The organism is Pedobacter sp. T50_32, assembly GCF_057652195.1.
Window position 1 is genome coordinate 48,118 of the sequence record NZ_JBYFBY010000002.1, and the last position, 20,108, is coordinate 68,225.

At 36.9% G+C, this 20,108-nt stretch carries 13 protein-coding genes; 8 read left to right on the forward strand and 5 right to left on the reverse strand.

Annotated elements, in window-relative coordinates:
- Positions 1-75 precede the first annotated feature (75 nt).
- From AC23ME_RS05585 to AC23ME_RS05595, 3 genes are all read right to left on the reverse strand, one after another.
- On the reverse strand, positions 76-1,290 hold the full coding sequence (locus AC23ME_RS05585) for an exo-beta-N-acetylmuramidase NamZ family protein (protein WP_487726772.1): 1,215 nt from the start codon (positions 1,288-1,290) through the stop codon (positions 76-78).
- Positions 1,291-1,403: 113 nt separating this feature from the next.
- On the reverse strand, positions 1,404-2,714 hold the full coding sequence (locus tag AC23ME_RS05590; protein WP_487726773.1) for a peptidoglycan DD-metalloendopeptidase family protein: 1,311 nt from the start codon (positions 2,712-2,714) through the stop codon (positions 1,404-1,406).
- 8 nt (positions 2,715-2,722) lie between these two features.
- Positions 2,723-3,625, reverse strand: coding sequence for a diacylglycerol/lipid kinase family protein (locus AC23ME_RS05595; RefSeq protein WP_487726774.1), 903 nt, complete (start codon positions 3,623-3,625; stop codon positions 2,723-2,725).
- Positions 3,626-3,704: 79 nt separating this feature from the next.
- Here AC23ME_RS05595 and surE point away from each other — a divergent pair, with 79 nt between their 5' ends.
- The 8 genes from surE to AC23ME_RS05635 all read left to right on the forward strand — a co-directional run bounded on the left by surE (position 3,705) and on the right by AC23ME_RS05635 (position 15,452).
- Entirely contained in the window at positions 3,705-4,466 is a 762-nt protein-coding gene (surE, locus tag AC23ME_RS05600) for a 5'/3'-nucleotidase SurE (RefSeq protein WP_487726775.1), read from the forward strand.
- Between the two features lie 79 nt (positions 4,467-4,545).
- On the forward strand, positions 4,546-5,247 hold the full coding sequence (locus AC23ME_RS05605) for an SDR family oxidoreductase (protein WP_487726776.1): 702 nt from the start codon (positions 4,546-4,548) through the stop codon (positions 5,245-5,247).
- Positions 5,248-5,501: 254 nt separating this feature from the next.
- Positions 5,502-7,118: a CTP synthase gene (pyrG, locus tag AC23ME_RS05610; RefSeq protein WP_487726777.1), complete on the forward strand. Its 1,617-nt coding sequence runs from the start codon at positions 5,502-5,504 to the stop codon at positions 7,116-7,118.
- A gap of 21 nt (positions 7,119-7,139) precedes the next feature.
- Positions 7,140-8,936 carry a membrane protein insertase YidC gene (gene yidC, locus AC23ME_RS05615; protein ID WP_487726778.1) on the forward strand — a complete coding sequence of 599 codons (1,797 nt, stop codon included), beginning with the start codon at positions 7,140-7,142 and terminating at the stop codon, positions 8,934-8,936.
- Positions 8,937-9,190: 254 nt separating this feature from the next.
- Entirely contained in the window at positions 9,191-9,757 is a 567-nt protein-coding gene (locus tag AC23ME_RS05620) for a GNAT family N-acetyltransferase (RefSeq protein ID WP_487726779.1), read from the forward strand.
- An 87-nt stretch (positions 9,758-9,844) separates the two neighbouring features.
- On the forward strand, positions 9,845-12,739 hold the full coding sequence (locus tag AC23ME_RS05625) for an alpha/beta hydrolase family protein (protein WP_487726780.1): 2,895 nt from the start codon (positions 9,845-9,847) through the stop codon (positions 12,737-12,739).
- Between the two features lie 138 nt (positions 12,740-12,877).
- Positions 12,878-14,035, forward strand: a complete 1,158-nt coding sequence (locus AC23ME_RS05630) for a M14 family zinc carboxypeptidase (RefSeq protein WP_487726781.1) — start codon at positions 12,878-12,880, stop codon at positions 14,033-14,035.
- Positions 14,036-14,174: 139 nt separating this feature from the next.
- Positions 14,175-15,452 (forward strand): nucleoside recognition domain-containing protein, encoded by a 1,278-nt coding sequence (locus tag AC23ME_RS05635; protein WP_487726782.1) that lies wholly within the window; start codon positions 14,175-14,177, stop codon positions 15,450-15,452.
- A 75-nt stretch (positions 15,453-15,527) separates the two neighbouring features.
- Here AC23ME_RS05635 and AC23ME_RS05640 read toward each other — a convergent pair whose 3' ends face one another.
- A complete protein-coding gene (locus AC23ME_RS05640) occupies positions 15,528-16,970 on the reverse strand; it encodes a SusD/RagB family nutrient-binding outer membrane lipoprotein (RefSeq protein WP_487726783.1) in 1,443 nt (480 codons plus the stop codon).
- 11 nt (positions 16,971-16,981) lie between these two features.
- Positions 16,982-20,098, reverse strand: a complete 3,117-nt coding sequence (locus AC23ME_RS05645; protein WP_487726784.1) for a SusC/RagA family TonB-linked outer membrane protein — start codon at positions 20,096-20,098, stop codon at positions 16,982-16,984.
- Positions 20,099-20,108: the final 10 nt, after the last annotated feature.

Sequence of the window (20,108 nt, forward strand, 5' to 3'; positions counted from 1 at the left end):
CTTTATCGTTTTAAGGTAAGAAATTGCTGTTAAAAATAGAAAAACAAAACGAGTTTGCTAGATTTCTTTCTGCCTCTAAGGATAAAGCAGATACTTCTTTCTCATTTCCTTATAAGCTTTTAGCCCTGGCTCCCAGCCTGCTCTTATGGTTTCAATAGGCACACCATCGATAATTTGTTGTCTAAAATCGCCACGACCAATTTGAATTTCTATGTTATTCATTTGATTGCTGAACTTGGATTCGAAGAACTGTTCTTTTTTTGGATGCGCTTTATAGAGTTCCATAATCCACTCGAAATTGATTTTTTTGCTTTTTACTAACTTCTGCGTATCATAGTTGCGCAGATCAATACCATAGCAAACTTCATCCATAAAAATTGGACTTTCGGCCATGCCTTTAATGCTTTTTGGCGTAAAGCTAAAGCTGTAAATACCTTTGTAAGCTGGACTTCCCAAAATGGTAAAAGGATCATAAGTTCCACGACCGTGGTTTACATACACACCCTCAAACATACACACGCTTGGATATAACAGAATAGACTGTTGTGTATTCAAATTTGGAGATGGTGGCACTGGTAAGGTGTATGGCATATCGTGGTTATAATTTGCCACGGGGATAATCTTTAAATCTGCTTTTACTTTATTCGTTAACCAGCCTTCGCCATTTGCCATTTGTGCAAACTCGGCAACCGTTAAACCGTGCGACATTGGAATTGGAAACATACCAATGCCAGACTTGTATTTCATATCTAAAATTGGTCCATCAATTAAATACGCATTCGGATTAGGACGATCTAAGATTAAAAGTGTTTTTTTACTCGCTTCACAAGCTTCCATTAAACGAGATAAAGCATTGATATTAGTGTAAAAACGTACGCCAACATCTTGCAAATCGTAAATTAAAATATCTACGTCAGCTAAATCTTCCTTACTTGGCTTGTTCTTCTTTCCGTACAACGAGATGATAGGAATACCAGTACGTTGATCAATCTCATCAGAAACTTTTGCACCAGCACTAGCATTTCCTCTAAAACCATGCTCAGGACCAAACACTTTTACAATGTTTACACCCAATTTCTGTAAACTATCTACCAAATGTGTTTTTCCAATGATGGAAGTTTGATTGGCCAGTATTGCGACTCTCTTTCCTTTAATTAAGGGTAAGTATAACTCGGTTTGTTCAGCACCTGTTTTTATCCCTGCGTTAGTAGGATCAGATTTGGTGGCCTTAATTTTAGGTGAACATGAGAATAATAGTGTAGCAACAGCTAAGAAGGAAAACAATTTCATGGTTATCTATTTAATTGAACCATAAAGATAATCAACAAATCTAAAAAAGCATCATAGATTTTACTTGTTTTTGCAGGTTTTTGCAACATTTATGAAACCTAATTAGATTTACGTCATTTTAAGCTTAGCCATCCTACTTCGCCTGCGGGCGTACTTACCAACTGAAAATCCTCAAAATTACCTAATACATTTACGGTTTGCCCTACATTAAGTTTTGTTTTAACACCAGCTACTGCATTTGGATAATCGAGTAACGGTTGATTAGCAGCTGCAATTTTACGGGTATTTAGCGGTTTTGTTTCTACCACAGATTTATTGCTAACATAAGCTATTTTACCATCGGGAAGTTCAATTTTATACTGATTTGCAACTGCAGCCAAAACCCTTACAACCGTACTTTGCTTTAAACTTTCTGGATTTAAGAACTGTTGATTGCCGGCAACTTCTACAGGCCTATTTAAAGTACGAAGAGTGGTATTCAGCTTAGCAATATCACTATTGATACTTGGTACCGCTGGAATTAGCGGATCTACAAATGGCAGCGGATCTACAGCACCTTCGCTAGTGTAAATTCCAAAATGCAGATGTGGCGGCGTAGTTTTGGCATTGCCTGTGTTCCCCATCAGTCCTACCGTATCTCCTATTAAAACTTCCTGGCCAGCAGTAGCAATTTGTTCATCTAAGTGCGCATAATACAAGGTATAATCTTTTCCTTTCGGGCGGAGCCAAACTACTTTTCCGCCTAAATTATTTTCGTTAACACGTGTAACCGTTCCTTCGGCAATTGCCAGAACAGGCGTTCTAAAACTCGAAAAAATATCAATTCCTTCGTGTCTACGAGTATTATTATCTCTACCAACACCATAAAAACTTTGAATTTGCTTTCTATTTACTGCTTTTAAAGGGTATGCCAAAGATGGACCAATAGCTAACTCTAAAGTATACGAGCCACTACCTAATAATTCTGGCTGCAAACGCAGAAAATATTCACCACTTCTTTTGGCTTCCAATTGTATTTCTGCACCTAAACTATCGGCAAATGCCAATACTTTGAACTCACCATCATCTTTTCGTTCCCAAATATCCATGTAAATGGCAAAATTGCTTACCGATTGTTTAGTTAACCTAGCGGTGAGTAATTGCCCACGCTGTAGCGTAAACTTAAAACTTGCCCCATCAACTTTATCTGCTGCAAAATATCCAGTTTCCTTGTAAGGCACTTTAACACCAATAGCACTGGGCAACAAGCTGTTAGCCTTGGTAATCCATGCCCTACCCATTGTATTTTGGTCTAAACCAGCGTTAACCAGTTTTCTTTCATATTGTTGGTGTGGCGTTGCAGGCTTCAATAAATTAAAAGGACCGCTTTTACAAGCTGCTACTATTGTAACGAGAATTAATAGATAGAGTGGTCTAAACTTCATAAAAACAACTATTTTGTTAAAATCACATCCACCATGTGCGGTAAAAGACTAACATTCCAAGTAGGCAATTTAACCTCTTTCAATTCATCATCTACGTGAATATCTTTCGTATCTATTGAAATTTTGATTTGATTTACAGGAATAGATTTAATTGGAAACACAGGCTTTTTACCTGCTACCATTTCTTCGAAATACTTGATTAGAATTGGACGTTGATTTGCTTTGACGATTACCAATTCTAACAAACCATCACCTGGATCTGCCTTAGCTAACTGCAATTTAGGCCCCAAGCGTGAGATATTAAGCAATTCGATCATTAAAAACTCATCATTTACTTCTTTTCCATCGTAAACCATGGATGCTTTAATAGGTTCGTAGTGCTTGGTTAAATGCAACAAAGCGTTATGCGCTAACTTAACTTCTTCTTCTGGTTCTTCTGCCGGTGTTCTAGGTTGTTCATCCATCCATTTAATTAAAGCAGGGAACAAACCAAAACCAAAGGATTCGATAAAATGTTCTTCATCTTTACGAGTTCTGGCTACCCCAATGTCCAATTTTTGAAATTTTTCTTTTCTCCAAGCATCTGCGTTTAGCCTTAAATTTTCTTCAATTCCTAAAGAACTCGCAATGTTGTTTGCTGTTCCCAATGGTAAAACAGCTACAGGTCTTTTGTATTTCAGCTTTTTATCGAGCATTGCTAAAATCGCTTTGCGCACAGTGCCATCGCCACCAGCAACCGCAATATATTTTATATCTGTAGCTACCTTTTTAAGGATTTTCTTTTTCGAAGAAGAATAATTGCACTTGTAACCTGCCGCCTGCAACATCTCTAACAAATGTTCAGATTCGTGCTCTTCGGCACCTGCTGTTGGGTTGTGTATCAACTGTATTTTGGTCTGCTCAATTTTCATAAGACTAATCTATTTTCATTTCTTGTCAACAATAACAGCCTAATAATAGTTTTTAATACATCACCAAAAATTAATGAATATGAATATATTAATCACTAATGACGACGGCATATATAGCCCGGGAATAGCAGCTTTAGCGCAAACAGCATTAAAATTTGGAACCGTACGAGTAGTTGCGCCAGACGTAGAACAATCTTCTATGGGACACGCGATTACTCATTCTAGGCCATTGAATTATAAAAAATCGCCCATTACTTTTGAAGGAATTGAAGCTTTTCGCGTGAATGGCACGCCGGCAGATTGTGTGGCTTTAGGTTTACACATGTACCCAGATACGGAAGTGGTTTTATCGGGTATCAACATGGGGCCAAATTTAGGAAATTCGATGTGGCACTCTGGAACATTAGCCGCTGCAAAACAAGCAGTTTTACTGGGAGTTAAAGGAATTGCCTTAAGTACACCTGTAGGTAAAACAGAACCTGATTTTAACTTGCTAGCCCCTTTTGTAGAACGATGTTTAAGCCTGCTTTTTGAAACGAACGAGGTAGCACTTTACAATGTGAATTTCCCGAAAGAACCAACCAAAATGATGTGGACTAGACAGTCGGTTAGTTTATATGATGGCACTGTAATTCCAGGAGAAGATCCGATGGGTAGAAAGAACTTTTGGATTTCCGTAAGATCATTAGAACAAGCTGAAGAAAACAGTGATAGATGGGCTATGGAACGCAACTACGTATCTATTACTCCATTAAGGCTAGATTTAACCGATGAAAGCAGATTGAAAGAGAAGTTAGGTACAGAGGATGTTATCGGCTATCAAGGACTTGGCACAAGTTAACTGCTCGCTTATTTTACATACAAAAAACATTGAATACATATTGATTTCGCACTTTTGATTTCAATTTTATTTAGAATATATGAGTTTAGAAAATAAAGTAGCCTACATTACAGGCGGTACAAAAGGAATAGGCTTCGGAATTGCAAAAGCATTGGTTGATGCTGGTTTAAAAGTGGCTATCTCAGGCAGAAATTTAGCAGACGTAGAAAAAGCAGCTGCAGATTTAGGTAGTGAGAATGTGCTAGCTATTGCTTCAAATGTAGCAAATTACAACGATGAAGAAGCTGCTGTTTCGGCAATCATGGCGAAGTTTGGCAAGCTAGATATCGTTATTGCAAATGCTGGAGTAGGCAAGTTTGGCCCTATCGATCAGTTAAGTTTAGAAGATTGGAATGCAATGATTGATACGAATTTAACTGGTGTTTTCCATACCTTAAAAGCCACTGTAGAGCAACTAAAAGCTAACAAAGGTTATTATATCTCGATTGCTAGTTTAGCTGGAACTAATTTCTTTGCTGGAGGCGCTGGCTACAATGCTTCTAAGTTTGGTGTAGTTGGTTTTACGCAAGCAGCGATGTTAGATCTGAGAGAATACGATGTAAAGACTACTACGATTATGCCAGGTTCGGTAACTTCTCATTTTAACGATCATCAACCAAATGATGCAGATGGATGGAAAATTCAACCAGAAGATTTAGGTCAGATGGTAGTAGATTTATTGAATTTAAATCCGAATGTGCTGCCTTCAAAAATTGAAGTTAGACCGACTAGGACGAAGTAGTTTTTATCAGCCACAAATGCACAGATAATTTATTTTAAAGGAAAAAATCTGTGCATCTGTGGCTTTACTATTTCAAATCAAACCCATCAAACTTTTATAAACAGACCTTGCATTTACATTATCATTTGTAGGTCAACGTATTGCCACTGCAAAAAATATATTATCAACAGCGCAGAAACACAAGCAATATTTTCTTACCTTTGTATCCCGTACAAAAAGCAACAAAATGTATTTGTTGCAACAAAAATTCATCCATGACTAAGTATATTTTTGTTACGGGCGGTGTTACTTCCTCGTTAGGAAAAGGCATCATTTCCGCATCTTTAGCTAAACTTTTACAAGCCAGAGGTTACCGAGTAACCATCCAAAAGTTCGACCCTTACATCAACATCGATCCAGGAACATTGAACCCTTACGAGCACGGCGAATGTTTTGTAACTGAAGATGGTGCAGAAACCGATTTAGACTTAGGTCACTATGAGCGTTTCTTAAACGTTCCTACTTCGCAAGCCAACAACATTACAACTGGTCGTATCTATCAAAACGTTATCAATAAAGAGCGTCAAGGTGAGTTTTTAGGTAAAACCGTACAAGTTGTACCTCACATTACCGATGAGATTAAACGTAACATGCGCATTTTAGGCGAAAGCGGCGAGTACGACATCGTAATCACTGAAATTGGTGGTACTGTTGGTGATATCGAATCATTACCTTTCGTAGAAGCTGTTCGTCAGTTTAAATGGGAAGAAGGAAATAACAACGCCTTAGTTATTCACTTAACGTTAGTACCTTATTTAGCTGCAGCTGGCGAGTTAAAAACTAAGCCAACACAACACTCCGTAAAAGCTTTATTAGAGTACGGCATCCAGCCGGATATTTTGGTTTGCAGAACAGAACACCCAATAAGTCAAGACATTAGAAGAAAAATTGCATTATTTTGTAACGTTAACATCAATGCGGTAGTCGAATCTATGGATGCATCTACAATTTATGATGTGCCATTGTTGATGTACAAAGAGCAATTGGATAAAACCGTATTAAGTAAATTAAAGCTACCAACTAAGGCAGAACCAAGCATGGAAAGCTGGAAAGACTTCTTAGGTCGCTTGAAAAACCCAACTTCTGAAGTAAAAATCGGATTGGTTGGTAAATACGTGGAGTTACCAGATGCTTATAAGTCAATTACAGAATCATTTATTCACGCTGGTGCGAAAAATGAATGTAAAGTTCGTGTAGAATATATTCCTTCAGAAAGCATTTACGCAGATAACGTTAAGGAAAAACTAGCTCATTTAGATGGTGTTTTAGTTGCTCCAGGTTTTGGCAGTCGCGGTATTGAGGGGAAAATTGAGGCCATTAAATACGTAAGAGAGAACAATGTTCCTTTCTTTGGTATTTGTTTAGGCATGCAATGCTGTGTAATTGAATTTGGTAGAAATGTATTGGGATTGAAAGATGCGAATACAACTGAAATCGATGAAAATGCTCCGCATCCAGTGATCAATATGATGGAAGAGCAAAAAAACATTACAACCAAAGGTGGTACAATGCGCTTAGGTGCTTATCCATGTGATGTTAAAAAAGGCACAAAAGCTTTTGCCGCTTACGGAAAACAACACATTTCAGAAAGACACCGTCATCGTTACGAGTTCAATAACAAATACTTAGCACAATACGAAGAAGCAGGAATGATTGCTTCTGGTATCAATCCTGAAAGTGGCTTAGTAGAAATTGTAGAACTTAAAAACCATCCTTTCTTTGTAGGTGGACAGTTCCACCCAGAATTAAAATCAACAGTTGCTAATCCTCACCCACTTTTTATTAAATTTGTGGCCGCTGCAATGGAGCAGGTAAAAAAGAAGGCAATTTAAAAGCAGTATATAAACAGTATAATGGATAGAAATACATTCACGGGTCTGTTCCTGATTATGATTATTTTAGCAGGTGGCGTTTTCTTCATGAAACCTACAGAAGCTGAAATCAAAAAAGAACGAGAAGTACAAAGAGCAGACTCATTAAGAAGAGCAGGTGTTAAAGCTCCTGCAGCAGTTAAACCTACCGTAGAACCGGTAAAAACAATAGACACAGCGGCGCTTAAAGGTCCTTTCGGAGCTAACATCACAGGAACTGAACAAACTACAGTTTTAGAGAACGAAAAATTAAAAATCACTTTCAATAACTTAGGTGGTAAAATCCAATCGGTTGAGGTTAAAAACGAAAAAACGTATACAGGCAAACCATTAATTTTATTTGATGGGAACCAAAATAAATTCGGTTTAAATCTGAATATTGGTGGTAAAATTACGAGCACTAACGATTTGTACTTTACTGCTACTAAAACTGGCAACGGTGTTAGTATGCGTGCTAATTACAGTGCAGATAAATACGTAGATTTCATTTACACGCTTCCAGCACAGGGCAATAATCTTGATTTCAATATCAATCTAAATGGTTTAAACCAAGTTGTACAAGGTAATAATGTTAACCTAAACTGGGAGACTACCTTACTACAACAGGAAAAAGACGCCAAAAAAGAGCAAGAACACTCTGGTCCGTATTTTAAATACACAGAAGAAACTCCAGATCATTTAGAATTACATAAAGATGAGAAAAAAGAGCTTACCGAAGGTAAAATTGAATGGTTTTCATTCAAACAACACTTCTTCTCTGCAGTTTTAATTCCATCTGTTCCTTTCGAAAAAGGTAATTTAGAGACAAAGGTATCTACAGAACCAGGGAAAATTAAATGGTATGGTGCTAATATGCAAATGCCATTTAACCAGTTAGCAGCTCAAAATTATAACTTCAAGTTCTATTTTGGAACCAACAAGTTCAGCACCTTGAAAGATCAGGGACATGAAATTGAAAAACAGGTAGATTTAGGTTACTGGCCACTAAAATACATTAACCGTTTTGTGGTATTGCCTGTGTTTAACTTTTTAGAAGGATTTAACTGGGGTTATGGCTTAATCATCTTAGTGTTAACCATTCTCTTGAAACTTGCCATGTCGCCATTAACGTACAAATCGTACGTTTCTATGGCTAAAATGAGAGTTTTAAAGCCAGAAATGGATGAGATTAAAGCTAAAGTTGGCGAAGACAATCCTACCCTATTACAGCAAGAATATTTGAAGTTGTACAAACAAGTTGGTGTAAATCCGTTAGGAGGCTGTTTACCGATGTTGTTGCAGTTACCTTTCGTAATGGCATTCTTCTTTTTCTTCCCTAACTTGTTTGAGTTACGTGGCGAGAGTTTCCTTTGGATGAAAGATTTGTCTACGTACGATAACTTTATCAATTTTGGGTTCAACGTTCCTTTCATTGGTGATCACTTAAGTTTGATGTGTATTTTGATGACGATTTCAACATTGATCTACACTTACTTTAACAATCAGATTTCAGGTGCTACCGGTCAAATGAAATACATTGGTTACATTATGCCAATTATTTTCTTAGGGGTGTTAAATAGCTATCCATCTGGATTAAACTATTATTATTTCTTGGCCAACATGCTTACTTTCTTGCAACAGTTCTTAATTAGAAAAATGGTAAACGATGATAAAATCCACGCTATTTTGCAAGAAAATAAGGCAAAGCCAAAAGTGGAGAAAAAGAAATCTGGTTTCCAAGCTCGTTTAGAAGACTATATGCGTCAGCAACAACAACAAGCTAACCAAAAGAAAAAATAGCAACAACAAAACAAAACAATAATACAGAAAGCACCAGCAATGGTGCTTTTTTTTATGGAACTAATTCGCTATTACGAAAGACGAAGTGTTTTTTTTTGTTACATGTTGTTGATGATAAAAAAAGAGCTCAATTAATTTTCAAATCGTTAGATTTCTTCTATCATCGAAATGACGGAAACAATGCTATAAAAAAATCACCTGCGCATCTGTAGCTAACAAAAAAAAATTATTTTCATTATCATAAGTTAAACTAAATGCACGAAATACTACTACAAACCGAGCGCCTTTACTTTAAAGCCATCACACCTAAACTCATCACGCAAGTGTTTAATAATCATACTAAAGCAGAAATAATTTCTCTATTAAATGTAGACGAAGCTGGCTTTGAGCGATATCAGGATATGTTTTTGAATGGAATGGAAACTTTTCAGCTTTCATTTCTTTACTTCTTCCTAATAGAAAAGGAAACCAATAAGATTATTGGCGAATGCGGATTTCATACTTGGAACAGAAAACATAGCAGAGCTGAATTATTCTATCTCCTAAAGAAAGATGAGCATAAGCAAAAAGGCTACATGACAGAAGCGCTTGTAGAAATACTAAAATATGGCTTCGAGCAAATGAATCTAAATAGAATTGAAGCGTTAATTGCTGATTGGAACGAAGCATCGTTAAAACTGATTGATAAATACGGTTTTGTTAAGGAAGGCGTAATGAGAGAAGATTATTTCTACGAAGGAAAACATGAAGATTCCATCTGTTTTTCATTATTAAAAAGAGATTGGTTGAGTGCTCAAGAAAATCCCTCATTCCAATTGTAATATTTACCTTAACATTTGCTTTAAGTTCTATTAATTACGATTTTTAGAATAATTTAACCAACAAATAAAATTTATTTATAAAATAACATGCAAAAGAAACTCTTTTTGTTTTTTGTGCTGATCAGCAGTGCTGTATTTGCGCAGAAAAAACCTTTAGACCACAGCGTATATGATGCGTGGCAATCGGTTGGCAGCAAACAACTAACTAACAATGGCGCTTGGGCAAGCTACGTTATTAGTCCCCAAGAAGGCGATGGAAACCTGTATTTCCAAGAAACGCTTATTCCCACTGGAAGGAAACTAACTGTAGCTAGAGGTACCAATTTATCGTTCAGCAATGACTCTAAATTTGCAGCATTAGCTGTAAAGCCTCAATTTAAAGATGTTAGACAGGCAAAAATCAAAAAGAAAAAGCCAGATGAAATGACCAAAGATACTTTGGCAATTGTGAACCTGACCACTTTGAACGTTACTAAAGTTCCTCGTGTAAAATCATTTTCATTTCCAGATAAGGGTGTTTCAATCATTGCATATAATTTAGAAAAACCATTAGACACTTCTAAAAAGACAAGGCCATCATCGGCTGCGCCAGGAAAAAACGATAGTGATTACCTCGCTGATGAACCTGCTGCGGGCGGCGCTGCAAGTAAAGAAGGTAGCGACCTTATTGTTAAAAACTTAACTACAGGTGTAGAGAAAACCTACAAATATGTAACCGATTATGCTTTCAGCAAAAATGGTAAACTTTTGGTATTTGCAGCATCTGGCTCTAAAAAAGATGTGGCAGCTAAGCACGGTGTTTTCTTGTTAGATACTGAAAAATGGACCTTAAAAACTTTGGTAAAAGACAAAGGCACTTTTAAAGGCTTCACATTTGATGAGGATAGCGAACACTTAGCTTTCTTAGGCGAAACTGATCCAGAGAAAAAAGAAATCAAAGATTACAACGTTTATTTTAACTCGTTAAGCTTGGATACTGCACAGGTTTTAATCGACAATGAAATTGCTGGTTTACCTAGCAAATATGTGGTTAGTGCCGATGGACGATTGAATTTCAGTAAAGATGGCAGCAAATTGTTCTTCGGCATTGCTCCTCAAAAACTTCCAAAAGACACCACATTGGTAGAGTTTGAAAATGCTAAGTTGGATATTTGGGGTTATAAGGATGATTATCTACAAACTATTCAGTTAAAGAACGCAGATAGAGAATCGAAAAGAAGTTATTTGAGCGTGATTGATGTTTACAGCTCTGATCCTAAGGTTATTCCTTTAACAGATGTAAAATTACAAGATGCGTCTTTGATGAACGAGGGTGATTCGCCTTACGTACTCGCATCTACAGATTTTGGAAACCGTGCAGCTACACAATGGACTGGAAGCAGCAAAAGAGATTATTATTTAGTAGACGTTAAAAACGGTAGCCGCAAAAAGATCATCGATGGATTGATTGGACAAGCTATGGCTTCGCCTGGCGGTCAATATGTGCTTTATTTCAACAACGAAAATGGCAACTGGTATACTTACCAAGTAGCTACTGGAAAAATTACGTTGTTAAACAATAATATGTCTGCAAAATTTGCTGACGAAGAAAATGATGTGCCAGATTACGCAAGAAGCTACGGCTTAGCTGGCTGGACTGAAGATGATAAATTAGTGTTAATCAACGACCGTTATGATGTTTGGGCATTCTCTCCAGATGGAAAATCTGCACCTAAAAATGTAACTATCGGCTACGGTCGCTCTAACAATATTACTTTGCGTGTAGAAAGAGTTAGTATTGGGGCAGAACGTGTAATGGGTTTTAGAAACACTGGTGGTAACAGCGACGATCGTTTCTTTAAAAAGAATGAAGTGCTTTATTTCGATGCGTTAAATAATGTCACCAAAGAAAACGGCATTTTCCGCAAAGCGATTAATGATAATAAATTGCCTGAGCAGTTAACGATGGAGAAAGCAAAATTTTCATCGTTGGTTAAAGCAAAGGATGCAGATTTATTCATTTACGATAAAGGAAGCTACATCAAATCTCCAGACGTTTATTTATCAAAAGATTTCAAAACAGCTACAAAATTAAGCAGTACAAATCCTCAACAGGCAAACTACAATTGGGGTACAAGTGAATTAGTAAGTTGGACTACACCTAAAGGATATAAATCTCAAGGTATTTTGTATAAGCCAGAAAATTTCGATCCAAATAAGAAATATCCGATGATTGTGTATTTCTATGAGAAACTTTCTGATGGTTTATACTCTTACCAAGCTCCTGCTCCTACACCTTCACGCTTAAACATTCCTTTCTTCGTGAGTAACGAATATCTAGTTTTTGCACCAGATATCAGTTACGAAACTGGTTATCCAGGCAAATCTGCAGAAGAATTTATCAATTCTGGTGTAGAGCACTTGAAGAAAAATGCTTGGGTAGATGGTACTAAAATAGGTATTCAAGGACAAAGTTGGGGTGGTTACCAAGTATCGCATTTAATTACAGTAACCAATATGTATGCTGCAGCTTGGGCTGGCGCACCGGTTGTTAATATGACGTCTGCTTACGGTGGTATCCGTTGGGAAAGTGGTATGAACCGTCAGTTCCAGTACGAAAAAACGCAAAGTAGAATTGGTGCAACTTTATGGGAAAAACCGGAGTTATATATCCAAAACTCTCCATTGTTTAACTTCCCTAAGGTAAATACACCAGTTGTAGTAATGCACAACGATGCAGATGGAGCTGTGCCTTGGTATCAAGGTATTGAGATGTTTACTGGCTTAAAACGTTTGGGTAAACCAGTTTGGTTGTTGAATTATAACAATGAAGCACATAACTTAATACAACGTCAAAACAGAAAAGACATCCAAATTCGTGAGCAACAGTTCTTCGATCACTATCTGAAAGGTGCAAAAGCGCCAGTTTGGATGGTTGGCGGAGTACCAGCAACCGAAAAAGGAAAAACTTGGGGATTTGAATTAACTGACGAGAAACCTTAGTCAGTTTTCGGTTAACAGTTTTCAGTTAGCAATTATTCAAGTCGTCATTGCGAGGAGAGAAACGACGAAGCAATCTATCCAAATTAGGGATTACTTCTCCTTCTCGCAATGGCGATTTTTCTTTAACTTCGATTTCAAATGAACATCACAACCGTCCTAAGCAACTACACCACTTTCGAAGAGAAAACGTTAACAAATCGTTTCTTCAAACATGAAAATCTACTTCCATTAATTGAGCAATTGTCTGCTGATTTCGCACCAAAACAATTGGGCGATTCGGTAAAGGGAAAAAGTATCAACTCCGTTAAATGGGGAAAAGGCAAAACTAAAGTAATGTTGTGGAGCCAAATGCATGGTGACGAAGCTACTGGAACTATGGCACTGTTCGATTTGTTCAATTTCTTGCAACAAGATAATGAAATAGTAAAACTCATTAAGGATAACTGCGAATTGCTTTTTATCCCAATGGTAAACCCTGATGGAGCAGCTGTATTTGCCAGAAGAAATGCACAACAGATTGATATCAACAGAGATTTTATACAAACAGCAACGCCAGAAGGAAAGATTTTAAAACAAGCAAGAGATGATTTTGAACCTGATTTTGGTTTCAATTTGCATGACCAAACTACCTTATGGAGTGTTGATGAAACTTTAAAGCCAGCAACACTCTCCTATCTAGCACCAGCTTTTGACAAAGCACTTTCTATAAATCAGGTTCGCGAAAATGCGATGTTAGTGATTGCAGATATATTTAAGGAACTGGATCAAATACTGCCGCAGCAAATTGGTTTGTTTGACGATGAATATGAGCCAAGAGCATTTGGTGATAATTTCCAAAAAGCGGGAACATCTACCATTTTAATTGAAGCTGGCGGATATTTGGATGATCCAGAAAAACAGCAAATCAGAAAGTATTACTTCGCTTCTATCCTATCGGGATTAATTTCTATTGCTACAAAAAGCTATGAAAATCAGCGTACAGAGAATTACTTTGCCATTGCTCAAAACAATAAGCAAATTTTCCATATCCTTATCAACAATGTAATTTTAGATGGAACTCTAGTTAGTATTGGTATCAATTACGATGAATGTCCAAATGCGGATGGGATGAGTACTTATAAGAGCTACAGCATAGAAGACATTGGAGATTTAAGTTTCTGCGATGCATATCATGTTTATGATGGTGAAAACTGCGTGATAAAGGGAAATATCGTATTCAATAAAACCGCAGATTTTGAACTGCTCAAAGAAAAGCAAATTGTTTTAGCTTTTAGGGCTGGAAATTTGATTGTATAAACTTCACACATATATACTTATCTCAATTTCTGATTTTAAATCTGTGTATCTGTGGCAAAATTTTAAATTAATCGTTATCTATTTGATGTAAAATACCGCAAAAACACTAAATTCAACGCATAAAACTAAACCCAAACAAATGGCATTAAGTAGAATTTGGTCGGCATTTATTATCGTTGCTATTTTAGTAGCTTCCATTAAATGCTTCTTCTTTGGTCAAACAGAGATATTTAGCTGGATGGTAATTGGCAAAGCCGATGACCCAACCAATCTTACAAAAGTTGATGGCGTGATACAAACCAGCTTAAATGCGGTACAAATCTGTATTGGTTTAATTGGTGTAATGGCTTTATTTATGGGCTTCATGAGTATTGCAGAAAAAGCTGGCGGTATTCGCTTATTATCTCGTGTTATCGGGCCATTCTTTTCTAAAATTTTCCCCGAAGTTCCAAAAGGTCATCCGGCTACCGGGCACATGGTGATGAATTTCTCTGCTAACTTGCTAGGCTTAGACAACGCTGCAACGCCATTTGGTATCAAAGCGATGGAAAGCTTGCAAGAGCTCAATCCAAACAAGGCGGTTGCCTCAAATGCACAGATTATGTTTTTGTGTTTGCACGCCTCGGGCTTAACGCTAATTCCAGTGAGTATTATCGCCATAAGAGCTACCTTGAAATCGGCAAACCCAACGGAAATTTTCATCCCTTGTATGATTGCAACGTTTGTAGCCACCATGGCCGCAATGATTATCGTTTCCATCAAACAGAAAATTAATCTTTTTCAACCTGTAATTATTGCTTGGGTAGGTAGCATTTCGGCAGTGATAGCTTTAATGGTATTATATGTAGTAAATCTAAATACCGCTGGGCTGCAATCTTTTTCTGGTTTATTAAGCAACGGCTTGATGTTATTAATCTTTGTATCTATTGTACTAGGTGGTTTGTATAAACGCATCGATATTTTTGATGCATTTGTAGAAGGTGCTAAAGGCGGTTTTGATACCGCTATTAGGATTATCCCTTACTTAGTAGGAATGTTGATTGCCATTAGCTTATTAAGAACAAGCGGTACATTTGACATAGTAATAGATGGCTTTAAAAGTGTATTTGGTGCTTTAGGTGCCGACACAAGATTTATTGATGGCGTTCCAACAGCGTTAATTAAACCTCTAAGTGGCAGTGGCGCTAGAGGTATGATGATTGACACTATGACTACACATGGAGCAGATTCATTCGCAGGTCGTTTAGCGGCAATATTGCAAGGTTCTTCTGATACTACTTTCTATGTAATTGCAGTTTACTTTGGTGCTGTAAACGTTAAAAATAGCCGTTACACGGTTTGGTCTATGTTATTAGCAGACTTTGTTGGTATTTGTACCGCAATTGGTTTATGTTATCTGTTCTTCGGGAATGCTTAGTCTTGAAATTTTTTATAAAAAGAAAGCCGTCCCGAATAATCGGGACGGCTTTCTTTTTGTTTTAATATTTAGTGATTATGGTTTATCCCACCATAAATTTGTATTTAAAGGAACTTCTGTTGGAACATTTGCTCCGTTTTTAGTAGTTTCACCAGAAGGATAAGGTAACCTTCTAATAAAAGATGTAAGTGCTGAATTTACAGGTAATGTAAAATTCTTATATTGATAATCAAATCTTCTCGCATCATTCCATGCTTCTGGATTTAGGTAAGTTGCTACGTACTTTTCTTTAAATATAAGTGCTTTTGTCAAATTACCAACTCCTACAGCGACGGTAGGATTAGCCAAATAAGCAGTTTTATCTAAAGTGGGAACTTGTAACTTATCCATATTTGCACCTATACCAGCGATGTAAGCATTATATGCACGTGTAGGATCTGTAGCTAGCGCAGCCTCTGCTTCTATAAATTTCAATTCTGCATATGTAGCAAGTAAGATAGGTGCCGTTGCACTAGTCCACGGTGAGCTAACGGCTATATAATTTTCATCTTTAACAGTATTATTATGAGGTGGATTACTGCGGTTTCCTGCGCCATTGACAGTACCTATATATGCTGGATATGTTGGATTTCCTGGTACAGAAGTTGGATCGGTAATTTTCCTAATTCTAGGGTCCAAAAATCCATAAGATGTTCCATTCAAATGATCGATAAACTGTTCAGACAACCAGCCTCCCAATGTTAAACTGGCATTGTTTATTGCAATTGTAGCCCAGTTATTTCTCAATACAAATGAGGCCATACCTGCATCATCAGCATTAGAAGTATACGATCCAGTTACCGCTGTAAGTACAGCCGCTGCATTATACGTACTTTTCTTACTTATTTTTATTAAGTTCCTAGCTTTTAACGCATATGCAGTCTTTAGCCACTTAGCTCTATCTCCACCATGTATTAAATCACTGGCGGCGGCTAGTTTAATAACCGCTGTAGTTTTACTTAGCTCAACAATAGCCTCATCTAAAAGTGTATTTATGCTATTATAGTTCTGCTCCTCAGTATCGTATTTTGGAGTTAACGTTGCTGGATTAAATGCATCCGAATACGGAGCAGCTCCCCACAAATCATTAATCAAACTTAAATTATAAGCTAATAAAACGTTAGCAACGCCCACATACTCACTAGAACCCTGAGCCTGCGCAAAAGTTTTTAAATCCTTTGTATCTGCCATTGCAAAATACAATGCGTCCCAAGTATCAGTATGATCCACAATCTGATAGGTATCGCTAGCGGCAGAAGCCACTGGATTTGCTGTATATTGAACGTAATTAGAAACAATACTACCAGCTCTATAGCTATTTATACCAGCCTTACTCGTTACAGTTGAAAGCATTGAAGGTAAGGACGGATTGCTTACCTGATTGGGATTGATGTTTTGATCAAAATAGTCTTTACATGATTGCAATGCAAAAACAGAAACCAAACTTCCCAATATTATTAATCTATGATATTTTTTCATGTTTTATTAAATTAGAAACCAACATTTAATGAAAATAGAAATGTTCTAGCTCCTGGATAAGTAAATCCAGCAAAGCCATCTATATTACTTCCGCTATTGGTTGAACTAGACTCTGGGTCTAAACCATAAAAAGGAGTATATAAGATAATATTATTAGCTGTAGCTGAAACCGTGGCCCTTTTAATAACTTTATTAGGAAGCCAGCTTGTAGGCAACGTGTACGAAAGATCAACAGTTCTTAGTTTAATAAATGAAGCATCTTGAACAAAGTTTTCTGAAACAGTTCTGTATGAATTCCTGTAATAACCTTCAGTATAATTTACAGCATCAGGCCCAATTCCCTGTCCCAACCAAACACTCTTCGCATTTGGTGTACCATTAGCTAAAACACCATCAAAAACTCTAAAGTCTCTCCTATCAGCAGTATAATCAGCAATACCAAATGCCGCATACCAGTTTTCTAATTGATTATATTTTTCTAAACCAAATCTTCCGTCAATAATTGCCGTTAATGCAAAATTCTTATACCTAAATGTATTAGTAATACCGCCAATCCAATCTGGCTGGGTGTTACCTAATAGTTTTTGGCTTGCTATCGGTGCTCTTACAGGAAAACCATCTGCTCCGATCACAATTGATCTAGATTTATCTGTGCGTAAAGGATCCTGAGCATCAGTGCCATAATATCTCAAATAGTGAGTACCATACAAATTACCATAAGCTTCTCCTGGAATTAACTTCATGGTTACGGTTGCGCCAGAATAACCACTTTGTGTAGCGTACACTATTTCATTTAGCCCTTCTTTTATTGAAAGAATTTTATTTCTATTGGCAGAAAAATTCAAACTAGTTTCCCATGTAAAATCTTTTCCCTGTATTGGAGTACCTTTTAACAAAAGTTCGAAACCTCTGTTTCTCATACTACCTGAGTTTATACTAGCGGTAACATAACCTGTAGTTGAAGAAATATTAGCATTAATAATTTGGTCTTTACTAATAGAATTATAGAAAGTAAAGTCTATTCCTAATCTACTTTTAAAGAAGGACATTTCTAAACCTGCTTCAAAAGTATTTGTAAATTCAGGTTTAAGAGCAGGGTCACCGAGGTTAGCTGCTCTGGTAAAACCAGTACTACCTGCTGGCAATCCAGTATAAGTTGCATAACCTGTAGAAGTTGAATATTCTGCTGCATCTTTACCTATCTGAGCATAAGAAAATCTAGCTTTACCAAAATTAATTACACTAGGTAACTTTAAGTGATCGCTAAAAACATAGCTTAAACTAGCCGATGGGTAAAAAAATGAATTATTAGGACTTAACAACGTAGAAGTAATATCATTTCTTCCAGTAAAGGTTAAAAACATATAATTCTTATAATCTAAAGATGCTTCTGCAAAGATCCCCATTAACCTGTACTTTCTCTCAGATGGAGGTGTAGGCGTTAATACCTTTGCATTTGAAAGTGTAAAATAATCGTAGATAGTAAGCACAGTACCCAAAACACCTACATTTTTTACGTGTCTATCGTAAAGTTCTTGTCCTACTCTTAGTGTACCGTTAAAATCATTACCTAATTTAGATTTTGCAGAAGCTACAAATGTTGAGTTAATTGCTCTAAAAGTTGTGTTATATTCTCCTACTAGACCATCTGCGTTGTCATATAACCTTTCTCCTGTTATACCTCTTGGTCCTGGTGCAGTTCTTAATCTATTATCCGAATAGGTATCAAAACCCAATCTATAATCAAAACTAAGCCAACTTATTGGAGTATAATTAAATGCTGCTCCTCCTATGAAACGATTTACATCATCTTTCATCTTATTTGTTGCAGCACCAAAAATTGGGTTGTTAGTACCTTTCCATAACTGCGTACCATCGGGATTTAGATAATCTCTCACGTCCCATCTTCCAGAAAAGTAAGCTAAACTCTCTCCAAATCTATCTGCATTATACCTATCTCCCCCAGATTTGGTAAAATTCATATTCACAGAAGTTTTGAACTTATCGCTAATCTTAAAATCTGTATTTAAACGGCCATTATAGCTTTTAAAGCTTGTGAAAGGCAACATACCTTCTTGATCGGTATATCCAAATGAAGAAAATACATTGACTTTTTCCGTTCCACCAGATAGTGTTAAGATATTTCTAGTTTGATTACCTGTTCTATATGCCCTTTCGTAATTATCAAATAATTGATCTGGATGAGTTGGATCTAATATCTTAGCTTCGGCAATAGTAGGACCCCAAGCAGGACCTAAACCTATAGGTGTGTAAACCCCCAAAATCCCGGCTGTATAAGTTTTCTGAATATCTGGTTTTTTATTAACATTTTCTACACCATAGGTGGAGCTAAAATTAACATCAAATTTACCCGATTTACCCTTTTTAGTTGTAATTACAATAACTCCATTAGATCCTCTTAAACCGTAAAGAGCTGTTGCAGCCCCTCCTTTTAGTACGTTTATAGTTTCAATATCTTCAGGATTAACGTCTGTAGCTCTGTTACTCATATTTCTTAAGTCTGCTCCAGAACCAAAAGTAGAGGTAGAGTTATCTATTAAAATTCCATCTATTACAAATAAGGGTTCATTTGATCTATTAGGATCTATAGAGTTAATACCTCTAATACGAATTGTTGACCCCTGCCCAGGCGCACCACCTGTACTTGAAATTTGAGCACCGGCTACTTTACCTTGTAGTGCATTTACCACATTCGTTTGCTTATTCTTGGTTAACTCTTCTGAAGATACAGTTTGCGCCGAATAAGCAAGTGCCTTTTTCTCTCTAGCAATACCTAAAGCAGTTACCACTACCCCTTCCAAGGTTTGTGAACTCTCTGTTAGCGTAATGTTTAGAGTTGATTGAGTTCCCACACTTGCTTCTTTGGTACTGTAACCAATAGAAGAAAATACCAGAATAGCATTATTAGATGGGACATTGATGGTGAAAGAGCCATCATTGTTGGTGCCAACTGCGTTTCCGGTTTGCCCCTTTACCGAAACGCTCACTCCAGGAATTCCTTGCCCGTTTGCTGCATCAGTTACCTTTCCTTTTACTGCCTTTTGAGCATAGGTAACCATCGCCAACAGCAAGAACCCTAACAAGGTTAGTGTAAATTTTCTGTTCATAGTTTGTGAA